A 19617-nucleotide genomic window follows, 5' to 3' on the forward strand; every position below is an offset into this window, starting at 1 on the left:
TGCGGTCATCACCCGTTCACCGGCGTCCGGTGGAAGTTCTGGAAGGAGCGGCTGGCGGTGGGTCCGCGCTGCCCCTGGTAGTGGCTGCCCCGCGGGTCCGAGCCGTAGGGGTGCTCGGAGGGAGAGCTGAGCTGGAAGAAGCACAGCTGCCCGATCTTCATGCCGGGGTGCAGCACGATCGGCAGCGTCGCCACGTTCGACAGCTCCAGGGTCACGTGCCCGGTGAACCCGGGATCGACGAACCCGGCGGTCGCGTGCGTGAGCAGACCGAGCCGCCCCAGCGAGCTCTTGCCCTCCACCCGCGCGGCGATGTCGTCGGGCAGCGTGACCTCCTCGAACGTGGACCCGAGGACGAACTCACCCGGGTGCAGCACGAAGCTCTCCCCGCTGTCCACCTCGACCAGCCGCGTCAGGTCCGGCTGCTCCAGCGCGGGGTCGATGACGGGGTACTTGTGGTTGTCGAAGAGCCGGAAGAACCGGTCGAGGCGGACGTCCACGCTCGAGGGCTGCACCATGCCGGGCTCCCACGGGGCGAGACGGACGCGTCCGGCGTCGACCTGGGCCCGGATGTCACGGTCGGAGAGCAGCACGTGGACAACCTAACGGTGGGTCGGCTTGGAGGCGACGGGCGGGGCGGTTAGTATGACGTCCCGGCCCGCTTCCTGGGCCTCGCGGGCGTAGTTCAATGGTAGAACATCAGCTTCCCAAGCTGAATACGCGAGTTCGATTCTCGTCGCCCGCTCCGCTCCCCCTCAGGCCAGGACCTCACGGTCGTCGATGCCGTCGGAGTGGCTGCGCACCCACTGCCCGTAGTCGGACAGCGCGTGGGTGACCGGCACGGCGATGATCTCCGGCACGTCGTAGCGGTGCTGGTGGCGCACCGCCTCGGCCACCCGCGGGAACGCCTCGGCCGTCGTCTTGACCAGCAGCAGCCACTCCTGCGCGCGGTGCACCTCCCCCTGCCACACGTAGACCGAGGCCATCGGGCCCAGCACCTGGACGCAGGCCGCCAGCTGCCGGGCCACCAGGTCGTTCGCGATGCGCTGGGCCGCCTCGGGGTCGGGCACGGTGACGTGGGCCTCGACGAGCGCAGGCTGCTCGGCGGGGATCGAGGGAGGGGAGTCCATGGCACATGAGTATGCCCATCCGTCCGGTCGGTCGGCGCGGCAGGGCAGGATGGGCCCATGGAAGCCACCGGCGTCTCCCTCCCCGAGCCGTCCTACGCCAGCGGACGGGTCGACATACCCCTCCTCGAGCGGACCATCGGTGACACGCTGGACGCGACCGCGCGCGCCCACCACGACCGTGAGGCCCTGGTGGACGCCGCCACCGGGCGGCGCTGGACCTACGGGGAGCTGCTCGGCGACGTGGAGCGGGTGGCCCGTGGGCTCATCGCCTCGGGCGTGCGCACCGGTGACCGCGTCGGGATCTGGGCGCCCAACTGCGCCGAGTGGACGATCGTCCAGCTGGCGACCGCCAAGCTGGGCGTCATCCTCGTCAACATCAACCCCGCCTACCGCACCCACGAGCTGGCGTTCGTGCTCAACCAGGCCGGGGTGCGGATGCTCGTCGTCGCCGAGGAGTTCCGGGGCAGCGACTACCCGGCGATGGTGGAGGAGGTGCTCCCGGGGTGCCCGTCGCTGGCCCGCACCGTCGTCATCGGGCAGGACAGCTGGCGTGAGCTCCTGCAGAACTCCACCCAGGTGACCCGGTCACGGCTGCACGAGATCCAGAGCACGCTCTCCCCCGACGACCCCGTCAACATCCAGTACACCTCCGGCACCACGGGCTTCCCCAAGGGCGCGACCCTCTCGCACCGCAACATCCTCAACAACGGGTTCTTCGTCGGCCAGGGCTGCGGCTACACGCAGGAGGACCGGATCTGCATCCCGGTGCCGTTCTACCACTGCTTCGGCATGGTGATGGGCAACCTCGCGGCGGTCACGCACGGCGCCTGCATGGTCATCCCCGGTCCTGGCTTCGACGCCGCCGCGACGCTGCGCGCCGTGCGTGACGAGCAGTGCACCTCCCTCTACGGGGTGCCGACGATGTTCATCGCCGAGCTGGAGCTCATCGACGCCGGCGGGGAGTTCTCGGTCGCCGACCTGGCCAGCGTCCGCACCGGGATCATGGCCGGTTCCCTGTGCCCCGCGTCGGTGATGCAGCGGCTCATCGACGCCGGCGTCACCGACATGACCATCTGCTACGGGATGACCGAGACCTCGCCGGTGTCGACGCAGACCTCGCCCCGCGACCCCTTCGAGAAGAAGGTCGGCACCGTCGGCCGGGTCGGCCCCCACCTGGAGCTCAAGATCGTCGACCCGGCGACCCGCGAGATCGTGCGGCGGGGACGGCCGGGCGAGCTGTGCACCAAGGGCTACTCGGTGATGGTCGGCTACTGGGAGCAGCCCGACCGGACCAACGAGGTCATCCGCGACGGGTGGATGGCCACCGGGGACATCGCGGTCATGGACGAGGGCGGCTACGTCGAGGTCACCGGCCGGATCAAGGACCTGGTGATCCGCGGCGGGGAGAACATCTACCCCCGCGAGGTCGAGGAGTTCCTCATGGGGCACCCCGACGTCGTCGACGCCCAGGTCGTCGGCGTGCCCGACGAGCGCTACGGCGAGGAGCTGATGGCGTGGCTGCGCCTGCGGCCCGGCGCTGCGCCGCTGACGGCCGAGGACGTGCGGGCCTTCGCCAGCGGCCGGCTGGCGCACTTCAAGGTGCCTCGCTACGTCCAGGTGATCGACGAGTTCCCGATGACCGTCACCGGGAAGGTGCGCAAGGTCGAGCTGCGCGAGCAGGCCCGGACGATCCTCGGCGGGACCCAGGACTGAGCCGCACCGTCAGGAGAACGGCGGCGTGAACCTGCCGTCGACGGCCGTCCACCCGCCGTCGACCATCACCTGGGAGCCGGTGACGAAGGACGCCGCGTCGGAGGCGAGCCAGCACACCGCGCCCACCATCTCCTCCGGCCGTGCCCACCGGCCGAGCGCGGACTTCTCGGCGTACGCCCGCCCCCATGCCTCGTCGTCGCGGATCTGCTGCGTCAGCGGCGTCTCCACCACTCCCGGCGCGACGGCGTTGACCCGCACTCCGGCCGGCCCGAGCTCGGCAGCCCAGGTGCGCACGAGCTGCATCACGCCCGCCTTCGTCGCGGCGTACACCCCCTGTCCCGGCTCCACCGTCACCGCACGGATCGAGGTGAGCGCCACGACGGACCCGCTCCCCCGCTCCACCATCCGCGGCGCGAACGCCCGGACCACGTCGAAGGTCGCGCGCAGGTTGAGCGAGACGACCCGGTCGAACTCCTCGGCCGTGTAGTCGAGCAGCCGCTTGCGCACGTTGACCGCGGCCGTCAGCACGAGCACGTCGACGTCGCCGAGCTCCGCGGCCAGCCGCCCCAGCGGGGCGGGGTCGAGCACGTCGACGGGGTATGCCGTGTGCGCCCGGGTCTGGCTGTGCGGCAGGCGGTCCCGGGTCTGCGCGGCCGCAGCCAGGTCCTTGTCGAGACAGGTGACGCGGGCGCCCTGGGCGGCCAGGCCGGCGGCGATCTCGGAGCCGATGCCGCCGCAGCCGACGACGACGGCGTGGCGCCCGTCGAGCCGGAACATCTGCGCGTAGTCGAGGGACGTCATACCGCAGGAGTGTGTCAGGTGGGCGGTCAGTTGAAGACGATGGTGCGCCCGCCGCGCAGCACGACGCGGTGCTCGGCGTGCCAGCGGATGGCGCGGGAGAACGCCGCGGCCTCGAGCTCCTGGCCCTGCTGGGCCAGCTGCTCGGGGGTGAGGCGGTGGTCGACCCGGCGGAAGTCCTGCTCGATGATCGGCCCCTCGTCGAGGTCTGCGGTCACGTAGTGGGCGGTGGCGCCGATGACCTTGACCCCCCGGTCGTGCGCCTGGGTGTAGGGGCGGGCGCCCTTGAAGCTGGGCAGCAGGGAGTGGTGGATGTTGATGATGCGCCCGGAGTGGTCGGCGCACAGGTCGGCCGAGAGCACCTGCATGTAGCGGGCGAGCGCGATGGTGTCCACCGCGTGCTCGGCGACCAGCTCGCGCAGGCGCGCCTCGGCCTGCGGCTTGGTGCCGGCGGTGACCGGGACGTGGTGGAAGGGGATGCCGTGCCACTCCGCGAGGTCCCGGAAGTCCTCGTGGTTGGAGACGATCGCGGGGATGGTCACCGGGAGCTGGCCCGTGCGCGTGCGGAAGAGCAGGTCGTTGAGGCAGTGGCCCATCCGGCTCACGAGCACCAGCACCCGGTGCGGCACGCTGCGGTCGTGCACCTGCCACTGGCCGTCGAGCTCGTCGACCACCGGGGCCAGGGCGTCGCGCAGGACCGCCACGTCGACCGCGTCGCCCTCCCGGGCGGCCTCGATGCGCAGGTGGAACTCCCCGGTGCTCGGGTCGGCGAACTGCTGGCTGTCGGTGATGGACAGGTCCTGCTCGAGGAGCGCGCCGGTGACCGCGTGCACGATCCCGCGGCGGTCCGGGCAGGAGAGGGTCAGGACGAAGGTGCGGCCGGGTTCGGAGGTCACGGTGGGGAGTCTACGAGCCGTCACCGGCGGCGCCGGCCGCCGTGGGGTCGTGGACGAGCGCGCTGGGGAAGGCGTCGCGGTAGCTGCGCCAGGTCCCCGCCGGCGTCTCCACGGTCTCCGCGGCCAGCGTCGCCCGCACGACGGCCCGGGTGACCACCGTGGCCGCCCCGGCGAGCAGGGCGTCGAGGCCCCGCAGGTCGGGCGGGGCGGGGAGCCGGCCGGTCGACATGCCGAAGAGGGTGTCCCCGTCGAGCATGGTGTGCGCCGGCTCGATCGCCCGTGCCAGCCCGTCCTGGCCGCTCATGGCCAGGCGCTGGCACAGCGCGTCGGTGAGCGTCAGGTCCGTCGCGACGACGCCGATGGTCGTGGCGAGGGTGCGGGGCGGGCCGGGGGCGGCCGCGGCGCGGCGACGCGCCTCCTCCACCTCAGCGGGGTCGGGCGTGCGCAGGCGCACGCTGCCCCGGGCCGACCCGGGTATGACGTCGAGGTCACCGGGGAGGAGGTGCCGCGCTCCGAGCAGCTCACCGGTGCGCAGGTCCACGGTCGAGCCCACGGCGTTGAGCACCACGAGCGCGGCGACCGTGCCGCCGCCGGGCAGCACCAGGCTGGCGGTCCCCACGCCGCCCTTGAGCCCGCCGGCCAGCTGACCCCCCGTCCCGGCGCCGACGACGCCCTGGGCGGGAGGGACGGCATACCCGCCGGCGCCTGCCGTCCGGGCCCGGTCGGCGTCGTCGCAGGCGGCGGCGCCGAGGTCGGGGCCGGGGGTCGCGTCCCAGCGCCCGCCGCGGCCGAGGTCGAACATCACCGCCCCCGGCACGATCGGGACCACCTCGTGCGGCTCGCCCATGCCGAACCCGCAGCCGCGCTCCAGCAGCCAGCGCATGACGCCGTCGGCGGCGGCCAGCCCGAACGCGGAGCCGCCGGACAGCACGACCGCGTGCACCCGGTCGACGACGTTGCAGGGGTCGAGCAGGTCGGTCTCCCGGGTGCCGGGCCCCCCGCCGCGCACGTCGGCGCCGCAGGCCGCTCCCTCCGGAGGGGCGAGGACCACCGTGGTCCCGGTGAGCCAGCCGTCGCCGACGCGCTGGCTCTGGCCGACGGCCAGCCCGGCGACGTCGGCGAGGGAGTTGGTCGGGCCGGGCGCGGGCTCAGGCGTCACGGGTCGTCTCCTGGGGGTCGCGGGTGGTCTCGCCCGGGGCGGGCAGCGAGTCGTCGGCGAGGATGGCGACCAGCCGCCACAGCCGACGCGGCTCCTCGGTGGGCCGGCGGCTGCGCTCGACCGCCTGCGACATGACGTCCTGGAGCGTGTCGGAGAGCCACCGCGCATCCTCCTGGGTCAGCTCCACCAGGCCGGTCTGGATGGCGGCGCGGGGCGTGGTGTCGCGGCCGCTGCCCCAGTCGGGGGCCCAGGCGGTGACGCGCGCGACGAGGTCGTGCAGGTCGAGGGCCTCCTGGTCCAGGAAGGAGCGCAGCACCAGCTCGTCCTCCGGGCTGGGCGGGGTCGCCGGCGTGGGGATCGTGTAGCCGCTGCCCGCCGCCATCCACACGCGGTCCCGCCGGTCACGGGCGTGCTCGGGCGCCTCGACGATGAGCCCGGCACCGGCCAGCTGGCGGAGGTGGAAGCTCACCGAGTTGGCCGGGGCACCCACGAGCTCGGCCAGGTCGGCCGCCCGGCGGGGCACGTCCTCGTGCATGAGCTCGAGGATCCGACGGCGCAGCGGGTGCGAGACCGCCTTGAGCATCGGCGACGTGAGCCGGACGGTACGTGGGTCCTCGGAGGCCATGAAGGCAGCCTAGCCGAACTCGCAAAGAAAGTTGCGCAATATCCATTGCGCAATTTTGTGTGCGGGTCTACCGTCTGAGCATGAGCACGAGCACCGCGGCCGAAGCCGCCCCCCAGACCCCCGATCCCGACGGGACCACCCCCGCTCCCGTCCCCCTGCCGCTGTGGCGCTCCGGTCCCTATCTGGCCTGGCTGCTGAGCGACACCGGCCAGGCGCTCGGGTCCGCGCTGCAGTTCTTCCTCGTCCCGCTGCTCGTCGTCCTCGTCACCGGGGACGCGGCGGCGGCCGGCACCGTCGCCGCCGTCGGCCTCGGCGGCCGGGTCGCCACGACCCTCCTCGGCGGGGTGCTCGCCGACCGGCACGACCTGCGCAGCCTCATGGTCCTCAGCGGCCTGCTGGCCGCCGCCGTCGTCACGGGCATGGTCGCCGTGGTCGGCCTGGACCTGGGGCTGGTGGCCCTCGGCGTGCTCAACCTGCTGGCGGGCATCCGTGCCGGGCTGCTCGCCGGCGCGTCCGACGCCGCGCTCAAGCAGGTCGTCCCCTCCGGGCAGCTGCCGGGCGCGTCGGCCGCCAACCAGGCCCGTGACGCCGCGGTGTCGATGGGTGGCCCTCCGCTGGCCGGCCTGCTGCTCGGTCTCGGCGCGGTGCCCGCGCTGCTGGCCGCGGCGGCCGCCTACCTCGTCGCTGCGGCGGGCGCGCTGGTGCTGCGGGGGGACTTCCGGCCCGAGCCCGCGGCAGGACCCTCCTCGATCCGTGCGGACGTGGTGTCCGGGCTCCGCTGGCTGTGGGCTCGGCCCGAGCTGCGCCGGGTGATGGGCGTCGCGCTGCTGCTCAACCTGGGTCTGAACGCGGCCGTCACCACGCTGCTCTACCACCTGGCGACCACCGGCGAGGACCCGGCGCGGATCGGCCTGGTCTCGACGTCGATCGGGGTGGGCATGCTGGTCGGCGCCGTCGCCGCCGCCCCCCTGGTGCAGCGCCTGCCCTCCGGCTGGGTGGCGATGGCCGGGATGACGATGGCGGGGCTGTCGATGCTCGTGCTGCCGTTCGTGCCCGGCTTCTGGGGCCGGCTGGCGGTCCTCGCCGTCGGCATCCTCGGGGCACCGGCCACCAACGCGGCCATGATGAGCTACCTGATGCACCGGACGCCGCGCGCGGTGCTGGGGAGGGTGATGAGCGCTGCCCAGCTGGTCTCCGCCGGCGCCACGCCGCTCGCCCCCGTCGTGGCGGGCTTCGGCCTCGCGCTGCTGGGGCTGCGGCCGACGCTGCTCGTCTGCGCGGCGGTCTGCCTGCTCGCCGTCGCGGCGGTGCTCACCAGCCGGGCGCTGCGCACCCTCCCCCGCCCGGCGCAGTGGGACCGGGCCGAGGCGTGAGGACGCCTGTGCGCTTCTGTCGTGTCACGGTCATCGCCCTGACGACGTCCGTGACACGACAGGACCGCACATCGATCCCCGTGGGCGACCGGCGGGCCCTAGGCAGGCGCCTGTCCCCGGACCCCGGCGGCCAGGTCCCGGGCGGTGCGACCGGAGAGCGCGGTCTGCAGGTCGGGGACGGCGGCGAGCAGCGAGCGGGTGTACGGGTGCTCGGGTGCCGTGAAGAGCTGCTCGGTGGGCGCGACCTCGACGAGCTCCCCCCGCTGCATCACGGTCACCCGGTCGCAGACGTGCCGCACGACGGAGAGGTCGTGGCTGACGAGCACCAGCGTCAGGTCGAACCCCTCGACCACCTCGTCGATGAGGTTGAGCACCTGGGCCCGGACCGAGACGTCCAGGGCCGACACCGGCTCGTCGGCCACGAGGATGTCGGGGTCGGGGGCCAGCGCGCGGGCGACCGAGATCCGCTGCCGCTGCCCGCCGGAGAACTGGTGGGGGTAGCGGTCCGCCGCGTCGGCCGACAGCCCGACCCGCTCCAGCAGGTCGACCACGCGCTCCCGGTTGCCCGCCCGGCGGCCCTGGGCCACGAGCGGCTCGGCCACGATGTCGCGCACCCGCATCCGGGGGTCGAGGCTGCCCATCGGGTCCTGGAAGACCAGCTGCAGGGTCGACCTGAGCCAGCGGAGGCGCCGGTGCGGCTGGTCGTGGACGGGGCGCCCCTCGACGTACAGCTCGCCGGAGGTGGGCCGGTCGAGGCCGCAGACCAGCCGGAGCAGCGTCGACTTGCCCGAGCCGGACTCGCCGACGATCCCGAACCGTTCCCCGCGGGCGACCGACAGGCTGACGTCGCGGACGGCGTGGACGACCGGCGGGGGTGTGCTCAGCGACGTCCGTCGTCGCCGGAAGTCGCGGCTCACGCCGCGCAGCTCGATCGCCGGGCCCGGGGGTCCGGCGGTCGCGTCCCTGGCAGGGTCAGTCATCGTCACCTCCTGCGGGGTGCACGCACGCGTGACCGTATGCCGCCGCACCGGCGGGGTGCTTCCCGCGCGGCGTCCACGGCGGCTGGCTGGCGCAGGCCTGCGTCGCGTGGGTGCAGCGGGTCCGGAAGACGCAGCCGCTGGGGAAGCGGCCGGCCGGCGGCACGGTGCCCGGGATGGTCGGCAGCTGGGCGCGGCCCCGCCGACCGTCGGCGCCCGCGAGGTCGCTCGCGGCGACCAGGCCCTGGGTGTAGCGGTGGCGGGGGTCGGCGAAGACCTCCTGCACGGGGCCGGCCTCGACGATGCGGCCGCCGTACATGACCAGCACCCGCTCGCACACCGTGGCGACCACCCCGAGGTCGTGGGTGATGAAGAGCATCGCGGAGTCGCGCTCCTCGACGCCCCGGACGACGAGGTCGAGGACGGTCGCCTGCACCGTGACGTCGAGCGCGGTCGTCGGCTCGTCGCAGATCAGCAGGGCGGGGTCGTTGGCCAGCGCGATCGCCAGCACGACGCGCTGGCGCTGGCCACCGGAGAGCTCGTGGGGGTAGGACCGGGCCAGGTGCGCGGGGTCCGGCAGGTCGACCTGGCCCAGGAGCTCGACCACCCGGCGTCGCGCGGCCGACCGTGAGGGCTGGGTGCGGTGCAGCAGCATGACCTCGGCGACCTGGTCGCCGACGCGCATCGTGGGGTTGAGGGCCGTCATCGGCTCCTGGAACACCATCGACATACCGTCGCCGCGCACCCGCGCCATCTCCCGCTCCCCGACCCCGAGGAGGTTGCGCGCGGCCGGGGTGCGGGCCGAGAGGCGCACGTCGCCGCTCGCCCCGAGCCCCTCGGGCAGCAGGCCCATCACCGCCAGCGCGGTCAGCGACTTGCCGGAGCCGGACTCGCCGATCAGCCCGACCCGCTCGCCCCGGTCGACGGAGAAGCTGACGTCGGAGAGCAGCGGCGTCTGCCGCGTGCCGACGGAGAGCCCGTCCACCCGCAGCACCGTGCGCCCCGCCCCGACCGGCCCGCCCGGACCCGCCGGTCCGTCCGTGGCGACCACTCGGCCGGGCGTGGTCATCGGCCCTCCAGCTTGGGGTCGAGCCAGTCGCGCAGGCCGTCGCCGAAGAGGTTGAAGCCGAGCACCGACAGGGCGATCGCGGCGCCCGGGACGAGCGCGAGGTGGGGCGCGGACCGCAGCGTCGTCTGCGCCTCGAAGAGCATCCGCCCCCAGGACGCCTGCCCGGTCGGGGTGCCCAGCCCGAGGTAGGCCAGGGCGGCCTCGGCCAGGATCGCGATCGCGAACGACACCGACGCCTGCACGATGACGAGCCCGGCGACGTTGGGCAGGACGTGCCGCCCGGCGATGCCGAGCGCGGAGCGTCCCGCGGACCGGGCGGCCACGACGTACTCCGAGGCCATCACCCCCAGCGCCCCGGACCGGGTGATCCGGGCGAAGGCGGGGATGGTGGCGATGCCGATGGCGATCATCGCCACCCGCGTGGAGCCGCCGTAGAGCGCAGCGAACATGATCGCGAGCAGCAGCGCGGGGAAGGCGAGCAGCACGTCGTTGGTCCGCATCACCAGCTGCCCCAGCCACCCGGGAGACATCGCGGCGAGGATCCCCAGCGGCACCCCGACCACGGCGGCCACCCCCACGGCGACCAGCCCCACGAAGAGCGTGGTCCGCGCGCCGACGAGGATCTGGGTGAGGACGTCCCGGCGCAGCCGGTCGGTGCCGAGCCAGTGCTCGGCGTTGGGCGTCTGGTAGGGCTCGACCGGCAGCACCCGCATCGGCGGCCACGGGGTCCACACGTAGGACACCAGCGCCAGCAGCACGATGGCCAGCACGATCGAGCCGCCGATGAGCAGCGAGGGGTTGAGCGCACGCCGGCGACCCGCCCCCTCGACGGCCAGCGGCCCGGCCGCAGCCCCGCCGCCCGGTCCACCCACCGGCCCGAGCGCCGGGACTCCCTGCAGCGCCTCGCTCACCGCGCCCCCGTCCGCAGCCGCGGGTCGATGACCAGGTAGAGCAGGTCGACGACGAAGTTGATGACCAGCACGGCGACGACGAGCACCATCACCACGGCCTGCACGGTGAGCAGCTCGCGCTTGGCGACCGAGTCCAGCAGCAGCGACCCCAGGCCCGGGATCACGAAGACCCGCTCGATGACCACCGCGCCGATGAGCAGCGTCGCCAGCTGCAGCCCCAGCACGGTCACGACGGGGACCGCGGCGTTGCGCAGGCCGTGCCGCACCAGGGCCTGGACGGGCCGCAGCCCCTTGGCGCGCGCGGTGCGCAGGTAGTCCTCGCGCAGCACGTCGAGGACCGCCGAGCGGATGTAGCGCGCGAGCACCGCCGCCTGGACGAGCGCGAGCGAGAGGGTGGGCAGGGCGAGCCGCTGCAGGAACCCGACCGGGTCCTGCGCCGGGACCACCCAGCCGCCGGACGGGACCCACCGCAGCCGCACCGCGAAGACCGAGATCAGCACGATCCCGGCCAGGAACGCCGGGACCGCGACGCCGACCTGCGACAGTGCCGAGAGCACGACGCCGTCCCAGTGCCGGTGCCGCACGGCCATCCACAGCCCCACGGGCAGCGCGATGACGAGGGCCAGGACCATCGAGGCGACGACGAGCCAGAGCGTCACCTGCAGCCGGTCGGCGATCTGCGGCCCGATGGCCGCCCTCGAGACGAACTCGATGCCCGGGTCGAGGGTGAGGAGGCCGCCGACCCAGTCGAGGTACTGCACGGGCACCGGGCGGTCCAGCCCGAACTGCTCGCGCAGCTGGGCGACCGCCGCGTCCGAGGCGTTGACGCCCAGCGCCACCCGCGCCGGGTCGCCGGGCAGGACACGCATGAACCCGAAGACCACGAGCGAGGCGACCACGAGGCTGGTCACCAGGACCACGAGGCGCTGCAGCAGTCGCAGGATCATCGGGTATGCCCTCGCGCTGGGTCGGCGGGTGGCGTCACCGGGTCGCTGCTCGGGTGCCGTGCGATCAGCCGCGCGCGAGGCTGGAGAGGTCGAAGGACTCCTTGATCGCGTTCTCCGGCAGCCCGGTGATGTCGAGGTCGGCGACCATGAGGTTGGGCAGCAGGAAGAGGAAGTCGGCGGCGGCGTCCTCGCTGATCAGCGCCGCGGCCTCCTGCATCTTGCTCACCTGCTCCTCCTCGGTGCCGGTGTCGGCCTCCTCGAGCAGCGCCTGGATCTCCTCGGTGCCGTAGGTCGTGTAGTAGTCGGGGTTGCCGAAGACGCTGGCCATGTCGCGCGGCTCGACGTGCGCGACGATCGACATGTCGAAGTCCTTGCTGGTGAAGACCGTCTCCAGCCACGCGGAGGGGAACTCCAGCTCGTCGACGGTCACGTCGAAGCCGGCCTCCTCCAGCATCGACTCGACGACGGTGCCGCAGGAGACGGCGTAGGGCAGCGTCGGGATGCGCAGCCGCAGCGCGGTCCCCTCGGCCCCCGCCTCGGCGAGCAGGCTCTGCGCCTGCTCGGGGTCGAAGGGGTAGTCGCCGGTGCGGTCCTCGTACCAGGGGTCGGTGGGCGGTGCCATCGAGCCGATGAGGGTGCCGCGGCCGGCCCAGCAGGTGTCCATGAGGGCCTGGTGGTCGATCGCGTGCCGGACCGCCTGCCGAACCAGGGGGTCGGCGAGCGGCATACCCTCCGTCTGGTTCATCGACAGGACGACCTCGCCGTTGGTGGTGCCCTCGACGATCTGGTAGTCGCCGCCCTCGAACTCCACGAGCGACTCCGGGGCCTGCACGGTGGAGACGACGTCGATCGCGTCGGTGAGCATCGCGTTGTTGAGCGCGTTGGCGTCCCGGAAGTAGTGCATCTCCACGTCGGAGAAGTACGGGACGTCCCCGTGGTAGTCCTCGTTGCGCTCGAGGGTGATGCGCGAGCCGCGCTGCCAGTCGGTGAAGAGGTAGGGGCCGGTGCCGACCGGGGTGTTGGCGAGGTCGTCGACCCCCTCGGTGTCGAACATCGCGCCGACCCGGGTGGTGAGGGCGTAGAGGAAGCGGTTGCTCGGCTGGGAGAGGGTGATGACGACGGTGCCGTCGTCGGGCGCCTCGACCGTGTCGACCACGTCCAGCTGCGCCTTGAGGCTGATGGTCCAGGCGTCCGACTTCACCCGCTCGAGGCTGAACACGGCGTCCTCGGCGGTGAACTCCGAGCCGTCGGAGAAGGTGACGCCGTCCTTGAGGGTGAAGGTGTAGGTCAGGCGGTCCTCGCTGACCTCCCACTCCTCGGCGAGCGCGGGGACGATCTCGCCGCTGTCCGCGTCGACGGTGACGAGGGTCTCGTAGACGTTGTCGAGCAGCAGCTGGGGGATGGCCGCACCGTCGGTGGTGGTGAAGTCGAGACTGGCCGGCTCGGCGACGAGGCCGACGCGCACGGTCTCGTCGCTGCCGCCGGGCGCCGCGGTGCCGCTGCCGGTGGACCCGGTGCCGTCGTCCGTGGCGGTGCCGCCGTCGGCGCCCTGCGTCCCGCTCCCGGTGCTCTCCGGGTCCGAGCCTGCCCCGGCGTTGCACCCCGCGAGGAGGGCCGTCGTGGTGATCGTGGCGAGCAGGAGGCGCGTCCTCGGCGACGTGGTCATGCGCTGCATCATCGTGCATGCCGCCCGCCCCCCGCCACCCACCCCTGCCGAGACCACGCTGTGCGCGCCCCCCATCCCACCGAGCCCACGGTGTGCGCGCCCCCCATCCCACCGAGCCCACGGTGTGCGCGCCGACGCCTCCACCGAGCCCACGGCCTGCACGCGCAGTCCCAACGCGCAGGGCGCGCTGAACACGGGGTGGCTCGGTCAGCGCTGAGAGCCACACACCGTGGGCTTGGTCAGCGATGAGAGCCACACACCGTGGGCTTGGTCAGCGATGAGAGCCACACACCGTGGGCTCGGTCAGCGCTGAGAGCCACACACCGTGGGCTTGGTCAGCGCTGAGAGCCACACGCCGTGGGCTCGGTCGCGGTCTGGGCCGCCACACCGTGGGCTCGGTGGGGCTGGGGGCGGGCACACCGTGGGCTCGGCGGGTCTTGCCTCCGACGTGCCGGTAGTCCACACTGGTTACCAGGAAGTAAGTACCGCGAGTACCGGATACCTGGAGGCAGTCGCCGTGGGGCACTACAAGAGCAACGTTCGCGACATCGAGTTCATGCTGTTCGACGTGCTGGAGCGCGGCGGCGTCCTCGGTCGGGCACCCTTCGAGGAGATCGACGAGGAGACCGCCCGCGACGTGCTGCGCCAGGTGGCCGGGCTGGCGGAGGGGCCGGTCGCCGAGTCCTTCCTGGAGTCGGACCGCAACCCCCCGGTCCTGGACCCGCGGACCGGTACCGTGACGATGCCGCAGGCCTTCCAGGACTCCTACCGGACCTGGATCGAGCACGAGTGGTGGCGCCTGGAGGTCCCGGCGGAGCTGGGCGGCATCAGCGCCCCGCCGACCCTGGCGTGGGCGGTGGCCGAGATGGTCCTCGGCGCCAACCCCGCGGTCAAGATGTACTCCGCCGGGTTCAGCTTCGCCACCGTCCTCTACCGCCTCGGCACCCCCGAGCAGCAGCAGTTCGCCCAGCTCATGGTCGACCGGCGCTGGGGCGCGACGATGGTCCTGACCGAGCCGGACGCCGGCTCCGACGTAGGCGCCGGCCGCGCGCGGGCCGTCCGGCAGGAGGACGGCACCTGGCACGTCACCGGCGTCAAGCGCTTCATCACCAGCGGCACGGCGCCGTTCTACGACAACGTCATCCACTTCGTCCTCGCCCGCCCCGAGGGGGCCGGCCCGGGCACCAAGGGGCTGTCCCTGTTCGTCGTGCCCGGGAAGCACGTCGACCTGCGCACCGGTGAGCTCGGCGCCGAGAACGGCGTCCAGGTCGCCGGCATCGAGCACAAGATGGGCCTGAAGGTCTCCACCACCTGTGAGCTGCGCTTCGGGGAGGACCCCGACCGGCCGGCGGTCGGCTGGCTGGTCGGGGAGGTGCACGACGGCATCGCCCAGATGTTCCGCGTCATCGAGTACGCCCGGATGCTGGTCGGCACCAAGGCCATCGCCACCCTCTCGACCGGCTACCTCAACGCCCTCGACTACGCCCGGGAGCGCGTCCAGGGCGCCGACCTCACGCAGATGAGCGACAAGACGGCCCCCCGCGTGACGATCACCCACCACCCCGACGTGCGCCGCTCCCTCATGCTGCAGAAGTCCTACGCCGAGGGGCTGCGCGCCCTGATGCTCTGGACGGCGAGCTTTCAGGACACCGTCGCGGCGGCCCAGCAGGCCTCGGGCAGCGAGGCCGTGGCCGCGGAGAGCCCGGCCGCGATGGCCGCCCGCGTCAACGACCTCCTCCTCCCCCTCGTCAAGGGGTGCGGCTCCGAGCGCGCCTTCGTGCTGCTGGGCACCGAGTCGCTCCAGACCCTCGGCGGTTCCGGCTTCCTGCAGGACTACCCGCTCGAGCAGTACGTCCGCGACGCCAAGATCGACTCCCTCTACGAGGGCACCACCGCCATCCAGGGGATGGACTTCTTCTTCCGCAAGATCCTGCGGGACAAGGGGGTGGCCCTGGGGTATGTCGCGGGTCAGGTCCTGCAGACCGTGTCCGCCCAGGTGGACGACGGGCTCGGGGACGTCCGCGGGGCCGTCGGCCGCGCGCTCGGCGAGGTCCAGCAGATGGTCGAGTTCCTCACCGGCCGGGCGCTGGCGTCCCAGGCCGAGCCGACCCAGGTGTATGCCGTGGGGCTGGGCACCACGCGGCTGCTCCTCGCGGCCGGGGACCTGCTCATCGGGTGGCTGCTGCTGCGCCAGGCCGAGGTGGCCGCACGCCTCCTGGACACCGGCGAACGGCCCGGCGACACGGCATACCTGGAGGGGAAGGTGGCGGCTGCCCGGTTCTTCGCCGGCGAGGTCCTGCCCCGGCTGGGGGCGGACCGACGCACGATCACCGCGCCCGACCTCTCGCTCATGGACCTCCCGGAGGAGGCCTTCTGAGGAGGCTGCTCAGCCGCGGTCGTCCAGTCCGGCGCGGAAGACGAAGCCGCGCATCATCAGGTACATGAACACCGCCTCGCACGCGCCGGCGACGAGGCGCGCCGCGAGGTAGTTCACGCCGACGGCCTCCAGCGTGGAGGCCAGCACGAGGATGAAGAGCAGGTAGTTGGCGAGCACCGTCAGCACGTAGCGGCCGGTCTGCCGTCCGACGTGCCCGTGCACCTGGAAGTTGAGCCACCGGTTGAGCAGGAACGACAGCCCGAAGGCGATGACGTAGCCGATCGTGACCGCCAGCGGGTAGGGCAGCCCGAGCACGTCGAAGGCCAGCGCCAGGATCAGCAGGTCGACGGCGTAGGTGAAGGAGCTGAGGGCCGCGAACCCGACGGCCGTGGCGGGGACCACGCGGCGCGCCCAGGGCGGGAGCACGGCGTGCACGCGGTTCCGGAGCGTCGCGAAACGGTCTGCCGCCGTCCTCGGGGCGGACGCGACCGGGTGCACGGCGTCGGGGGCGTCGGTCATCGGAGCCTCGGGCTGGTCGGGAGGGGGCGGCACGGCCACCGCGACAGGGTAGGGCGAGGGTCTGGGGACGGGCTGAGGGCCGATGCGACGGGGCCGGGCCGCGACTGTGCGCGACCCGGCCCCGTGACGTGGTTCCTGACGGGCGTCAGATGTCCGTCTCGCGGCGGCGGACGTCGGCGTCCGTGTGGCGGTCGACGACCTCCTTGTGCGAGGTGTTGGTGCGCTGGGTGTTCATCACCAGGCCGAGCAGCAGCGTGAGCACGCCGGCGGCCATGAGGATGTAGCCGATCGTCGACAGCTCGATGCCGCTCATGTTGTACTCCACCGCGAACGCGAGGATCGCGCCCACGACGAGCAGCAGGATTCCGAGACCGAGTCCCATGGTTGGTCCCTTTCGTTGGGGTCAGCGCCACGATAACGCGGCAGGTCAGGCTGCGCCGAGCGGCGCGCTACAGGCGTCGGTCGGCCAGCACCGGGAAGTCGGTGCGGGCCGTGGTGACGAGCCCGGGGTCGATCTCGACCGAGAGCGCCTCCTGCTCGGTGCCGGCCTCGGCCAGCACGCGACCCCACGGGTCGATGACCGCCGATCGCCCGCCCATCCTCAGCCCGGCGTGCGTGCCGGCCGTGTTGCACGCCACCACGAAGCACTGGTCCTCGATCGCCCGGGCCCGCAGCAGCAGCCGCCACGCCTCGACGCGGGGAGCGGGCCAGGCGGCGGGGACGAGGAAGAGCTGGGCGCCGAGCTCGACGAGCCCGCGGTAGAGCTCGGGGAAGCGCAGGTCGTAGCAGGTGGACAGGCCGGCGGGGAGGGCGTCGGCCGGCGCAGGGAGGTCGACGACGACGAGCTCGGTCCCCGCCTCCATCAACCGCGGCTCACCCCCGCCGAACCCGAACCGGTGCACCTTCCGGTAGGTGGCGACCACCTTCCCGTCCGGGCCGAGCACGACGGAGGTGTTCCACAGGTGGCGACCGTCGGGTCCCGGCTCCCCGGTCCGCTCGACGACCGACCCCGCGTGCACCACGGCGCCGATCTCCTGTGCGGCCTGCGCGACGGGGGCCAGGGCCGGCGGCAGGGAGGAGGTCAGCGACTGGCTGCGCTCCTCCCAGTCCCGCACGGCGAACCCGCCGGCGCTCCACAGCTCGGGGAGCACCACGAGGTCATGACCGGCCCCGGAGGTGCGGACGAGGTCGGCGACGCGGTCGGCGCGCTCGGCCACCGGCTCCTCGGCGCCCTCGCCGTAGGCGAGCTGCAGGACGGCGACCCTCACGGCTCCACGCTCCGACCCCGCTCGCCCATGGCCCGCAGCCGCGCGTTGTAGGCGACGAGGGCCGCGTCGTGGTCGCGGTCGGCCTGCCGGTCCGAGCGCCTGGCCTCGCGGGCGTCCCGGCGCATCCAGTCGAGGGCCACGAGCAGCATGAGCACCACCGTGGGCAGCTCGCCGATGCCCCAGGCGATCGTGCCGCCCAGCTGCTGGTCGACGAGGAGGTCGGGCACCCACGGCACGGCGAGGGTCTTGAAGAACTCCGGCGCCAGCAGCCACGACCCCTGCATGAGGGCCAGGCCGAAGAACGCGTGGGCGGCCAGCGTGCCGATGAGGACGATCATCCGGAACGGCGCCGGCCACCTGGGCGGGCCCGGGTCCTGGCCGATGAGCGACCACACGAAGGCGTAGCCGGCCAGGGTGAAGTGGATGACCATGAAGAGGTGGCCCACGTGGGTGGTCAGCGCCCACTCCAGCAGGCCGCTCCAGTAGAAGACCACCAGGCTGCCGAAGAACACCCCGCCGGCGACCGCGGGGTTGACGACGAGGCGGGCCCACCGCGAGTGGACGACGGCCAGGAGCAGCTCGCGCGGCCCGAGCGTCCGGTCCTGGCGCGCCGGCAGCGCGCGCAGCATCAGGGTGATCGCCTGGGCCGGCACCAGCAGGAGGGGGACCCCCATCATCAGCGCCATGTGCTCGACCATGTGCACGGAGAACATCACCCGTCCGTAGACGCCCGGGGCACCGCTGGTCACGAGGACGAACAACGCCCAGCCCAGCACCCACAGCAGCAGCCGCCAGGCTGGCCAGCGGTCCCCGCGTCGGCGGAGCCGCACCATCGCCCAGAGGTAGACACCGACCGCGACGAGGGCGCCGAGGGTGAAGAACCAGTCGATCCGCCACTCGGTGAGCAACCGCCCCCAGCCCCAGGGCGGCGGGAGCGGGAACCCGGTCAGGTCGACGGCGACGTCCCTGGGCCGGGGCGCGGCGTCCGGCGGGGGGGTGCGCGAGAGCACGACGCCGAGCCCGATCGCCAGGCCCATCACCACCAGCTCCCCGCCGGCGAGCCTGGCGAAGCGCGCCGGGCTGTCCACCCCCCGCGCGACGACGGTCGTGCGCTGCAGCCAGCCGGCGATGCCGAGCAGCACGACGAGGCCGACCTTGAGCTGGACGAGGACGCCGTAGGGGGTGTCGAGGCCCTGCAGACCACCGACGGTCACCGTCGCGAAGAGGACCCCGGACAGGGCGACCATGGCGTAGGCCCAGGTCGCCAGGGTCGAGAACCGCGCGACGGTGTCGGGCAGCGCCCGGCCGAGCACCGGCAGCAGCAGGCCGATGGCCATCAGCCCGCCCACCCACAGGCTCAGCCCCACCAGGTGCAGCCCCAGCCCCGTCACCGCTGTCTCGTGGCCGGTCGCCGACGTCGAGTGGCCCGAGAAGGCGGCCGGGGTCAGGGCGAGGAGGGACAGCACCGCGGCCCAGGCCAGGGCGGCGCGGGTGCGGGCCCAGGCCGTCGCGATGACGAGGACGGCGACGAGAGCCGCCTCCGTGACGACCAGCCTCATCGGCTCGAGGTCCCAGGCGTTGGTCATCACCTGGTTGAGGTAGCCGGGGGACCCCGGCGGGATCCCCGAGAGCTCGGCGAAGGTGAGGTAGAGGACGACGAGGGTCGCCACCAGCCACACCAGGGCGGAGGTCGAGGCGGCGCGGGCGGCGGTGCCCCGCCGGTCGGTGGTCCGGCCCTCCCGGACGAGGAAGGCGCCGACGACGAGCAGCCCGACCGTGAGGGCGGCCGCGAGGTCGTGCACGACGCCGACGAGCGGCATCCCCCACCGCACGAACGGGCCGGCGTCCCCGATCAGGACCGGCGTGGCCGCGCCCGACAGCGACGCCGCGGGCACGGCCACGAGGAGTGCGACGAGCAGGACCGTGGCGGGGGCGGCCCAGCCCCCGAGCAGTCGACCCGGTGGGTGCTCGTCCACGCCGGGCGTGCCCGGGCCGGCGGTCTCGGGCGGCCCGGTCGGCGCGGACGGGAGGGACGGCATACCTCCCATGCTAGGCGCCTCGCCCGACGGCGCAGCCCTGCGGAGGTGGCACAATGGACGGTCGCAGCAGACAGGGTCGCCGGCGTGCGCGGTCCCTCTTCCCACCTCGCTGCCGGAGCCCCCGCGGCTGCGGCAAGGAACGAGACGGACGAC

The 19617-nt window shown here is 73.4% G+C and carries 18 protein-coding genes and 1 tRNA gene; 4 read left to right on the plus strand and 15 right to left on the minus strand.

Features of this window, described 5'->3' with window-relative positions:
- Positions 1-8: 8 nt before the first annotated feature.
- On the minus strand, positions 9-590 hold the full coding sequence (gene dcd, locus D4B81_RS10875; RefSeq protein WP_122262668.1) for a dCTP deaminase: 582 nt from the start codon (positions 588-590) through the stop codon (positions 9-11).
- Positions 591-671: 81 nt separating this feature from the next.
- On the opposite strand from dcd, the gene D4B81_RS10880 reads away from it, so the two are divergent.
- Positions 672-742: transfer RNA gene (locus D4B81_RS10880), tRNA-Gly, on the plus strand.
- Positions 743-752: 10 nt separating this feature from the next.
- On the opposite strand, the gene cutA is transcribed toward D4B81_RS10880, so the two are convergent.
- A complete protein-coding gene (gene cutA, locus D4B81_RS10885) occupies positions 753-1127 on the minus strand; it encodes a divalent-cation tolerance protein CutA (protein ID WP_122262670.1) in 375 nt (124 codons plus the stop codon).
- Between the two features lie 57 nt (positions 1128-1184).
- On the opposite strand from cutA, the gene D4B81_RS10890 reads away from it, so the two are divergent.
- Positions 1185-2840 (plus strand): AMP-binding protein, encoded by a 1656-nt coding sequence (locus tag D4B81_RS10890; protein ID WP_122262672.1) that lies wholly within the window; start codon positions 1185-1187, stop codon positions 2838-2840.
- A gap of 9 nt (positions 2841-2849) precedes the next feature.
- Here D4B81_RS10890 and D4B81_RS10895 read toward each other — a convergent pair whose 3' ends face one another.
- The 4 genes from D4B81_RS10895 to D4B81_RS18835 are packed head-to-tail and all read right to left on the minus strand — an operon-like array spanning position 2850 to position 6318.
- Entirely contained in the window at positions 2850-3641 is a 792-nt protein-coding gene (locus D4B81_RS10895; RefSeq protein WP_122262674.1) for an SDR family NAD(P)-dependent oxidoreductase, read from the minus strand.
- Positions 3642-3667: 26 nt separating this feature from the next.
- Positions 3668-4534 carry a formyltetrahydrofolate deformylase gene (purU, locus tag D4B81_RS10900; RefSeq protein WP_122262675.1) on the minus strand — a complete coding sequence of 289 codons (867 nt, stop codon included), beginning with the start codon at positions 4532-4534 and terminating at the stop codon, positions 3668-3670.
- Positions 4535-4544: 10 nt separating this feature from the next.
- A complete protein-coding gene (locus D4B81_RS10905) occupies positions 4545-5693 on the minus strand; it encodes a P1 family peptidase (RefSeq protein WP_237565944.1) in 1149 nt (382 codons plus the stop codon).
- Positions 5683-6318 carry a winged helix-turn-helix domain-containing protein gene (locus D4B81_RS18835; protein WP_122262677.1) on the minus strand — a complete coding sequence of 212 codons (636 nt, stop codon included), beginning with the start codon at positions 6316-6318 and terminating at the stop codon, positions 5683-5685. Before D4B81_RS18835 ends, D4B81_RS10905 begins: the two co-directional genes overlap by 11 nt.
- 80 nt (positions 6319-6398) lie before the next feature.
- Here D4B81_RS18835 and D4B81_RS10915 point away from each other — a divergent pair, with 80 nt between their 5' ends.
- Positions 6399-7691, plus strand: coding sequence for an MFS transporter (locus D4B81_RS10915; RefSeq protein ID WP_161965125.1), 1293 nt, complete (start codon positions 6399-6401; stop codon positions 7689-7691).
- A 98-nt stretch (positions 7692-7789) separates the two neighbouring features.
- Here the strand turns inward: D4B81_RS10915 and D4B81_RS10920 are convergent, their stop codons facing one another.
- The 5 genes from D4B81_RS10920 to D4B81_RS10940 all read right to left on the minus strand — a co-directional run bounded on the left by D4B81_RS10920 (position 7790) and on the right by D4B81_RS10940 (position 13261).
- Positions 7790-8671 carry an ATP-binding cassette domain-containing protein gene (locus D4B81_RS10920; protein ID WP_122262679.1) on the minus strand — a complete coding sequence of 294 codons (882 nt, stop codon included), beginning with the start codon at positions 8669-8671 and terminating at the stop codon, positions 7790-7792.
- Entirely contained in the window at positions 8664-9737 is a 1074-nt protein-coding gene (locus D4B81_RS10925) for an oligopeptide/dipeptide ABC transporter ATP-binding protein (protein ID WP_122262680.1), read from the minus strand. The genes D4B81_RS10920 and D4B81_RS10925 overlap by 8 nt, the downstream gene beginning before the upstream one ends.
- Positions 9734-10609, minus strand: a complete 876-nt coding sequence (locus D4B81_RS10930) for an ABC transporter permease (RefSeq protein ID WP_474100187.1) — start codon at positions 10607-10609, stop codon at positions 9734-9736. The genes D4B81_RS10925 and D4B81_RS10930 overlap by 4 nt, the downstream gene beginning before the upstream one ends.
- A 35-nt stretch (positions 10610-10644) precedes the next feature.
- Complete coding sequence (locus tag D4B81_RS10935; protein WP_122262682.1) at positions 10645-11595, minus strand: ABC transporter permease; 951 nt, start codon at positions 11593-11595, stop codon at positions 10645-10647.
- A gap of 64 nt (positions 11596-11659) precedes the next feature.
- The gene (locus tag D4B81_RS10940) at positions 11660-13261 is read right to left on the minus strand and encodes an ABC transporter substrate-binding protein (RefSeq protein ID WP_122262683.1); all 1602 of its coding nucleotides are present in this window, start codon (positions 13259-13261) and stop codon (positions 11660-11662) included.
- 517 nt (positions 13262-13778) lie between these two features.
- Between D4B81_RS10940 and D4B81_RS10945 the strand changes: the two genes are divergently transcribed.
- The gene (locus D4B81_RS10945) at positions 13779-15638 is read left to right on the plus strand and encodes an acyl-CoA dehydrogenase (RefSeq protein ID WP_122262684.1); all 1860 of its coding nucleotides are present in this window, start codon (positions 13779-13781) and stop codon (positions 15636-15638) included.
- Positions 15639-15647: 9 nt separating this feature from the next.
- Here D4B81_RS10945 and D4B81_RS10950 read toward each other — a convergent pair whose 3' ends face one another.
- The 4 genes from D4B81_RS10950 to D4B81_RS10965 form a co-directional block, all read right to left on the minus strand.
- Positions 15648-16196: a GtrA family protein gene (locus D4B81_RS10950; protein ID WP_237565945.1), complete on the minus strand. Its 549-nt coding sequence runs from the start codon at positions 16194-16196 to the stop codon at positions 15648-15650.
- A 106-nt stretch (positions 16197-16302) separates the two neighbouring features.
- Entirely contained in the window at positions 16303-16539 is a 237-nt protein-coding gene (locus D4B81_RS10955; RefSeq protein WP_097188716.1) for a DUF6458 family protein, read from the minus strand.
- A 67-nt stretch (positions 16540-16606) separates the two neighbouring features.
- Entirely contained in the window at positions 16607-17425 is an 819-nt protein-coding gene (locus D4B81_RS10960; protein ID WP_122262685.1) for a carbon-nitrogen family hydrolase, read from the minus strand.
- Entirely contained in the window at positions 17422-19464 is a 2043-nt protein-coding gene (locus D4B81_RS10965) for a bifunctional copper resistance protein CopD/cytochrome c oxidase assembly protein (RefSeq protein WP_122262686.1), read from the minus strand. The genes D4B81_RS10960 and D4B81_RS10965 overlap by 4 nt, the downstream gene beginning before the upstream one ends.
- Positions 19465-19617: the final 153 nt, after the last annotated feature.

The sequence above is a fragment of the Ornithinimicrobium cerasi genome, assembly GCF_003702705.1.
Taxonomy (GTDB): domain Bacteria; phylum Actinomycetota; class Actinomycetes; order Actinomycetales; family Dermatophilaceae; genus Ornithinicoccus; species Ornithinicoccus cerasi.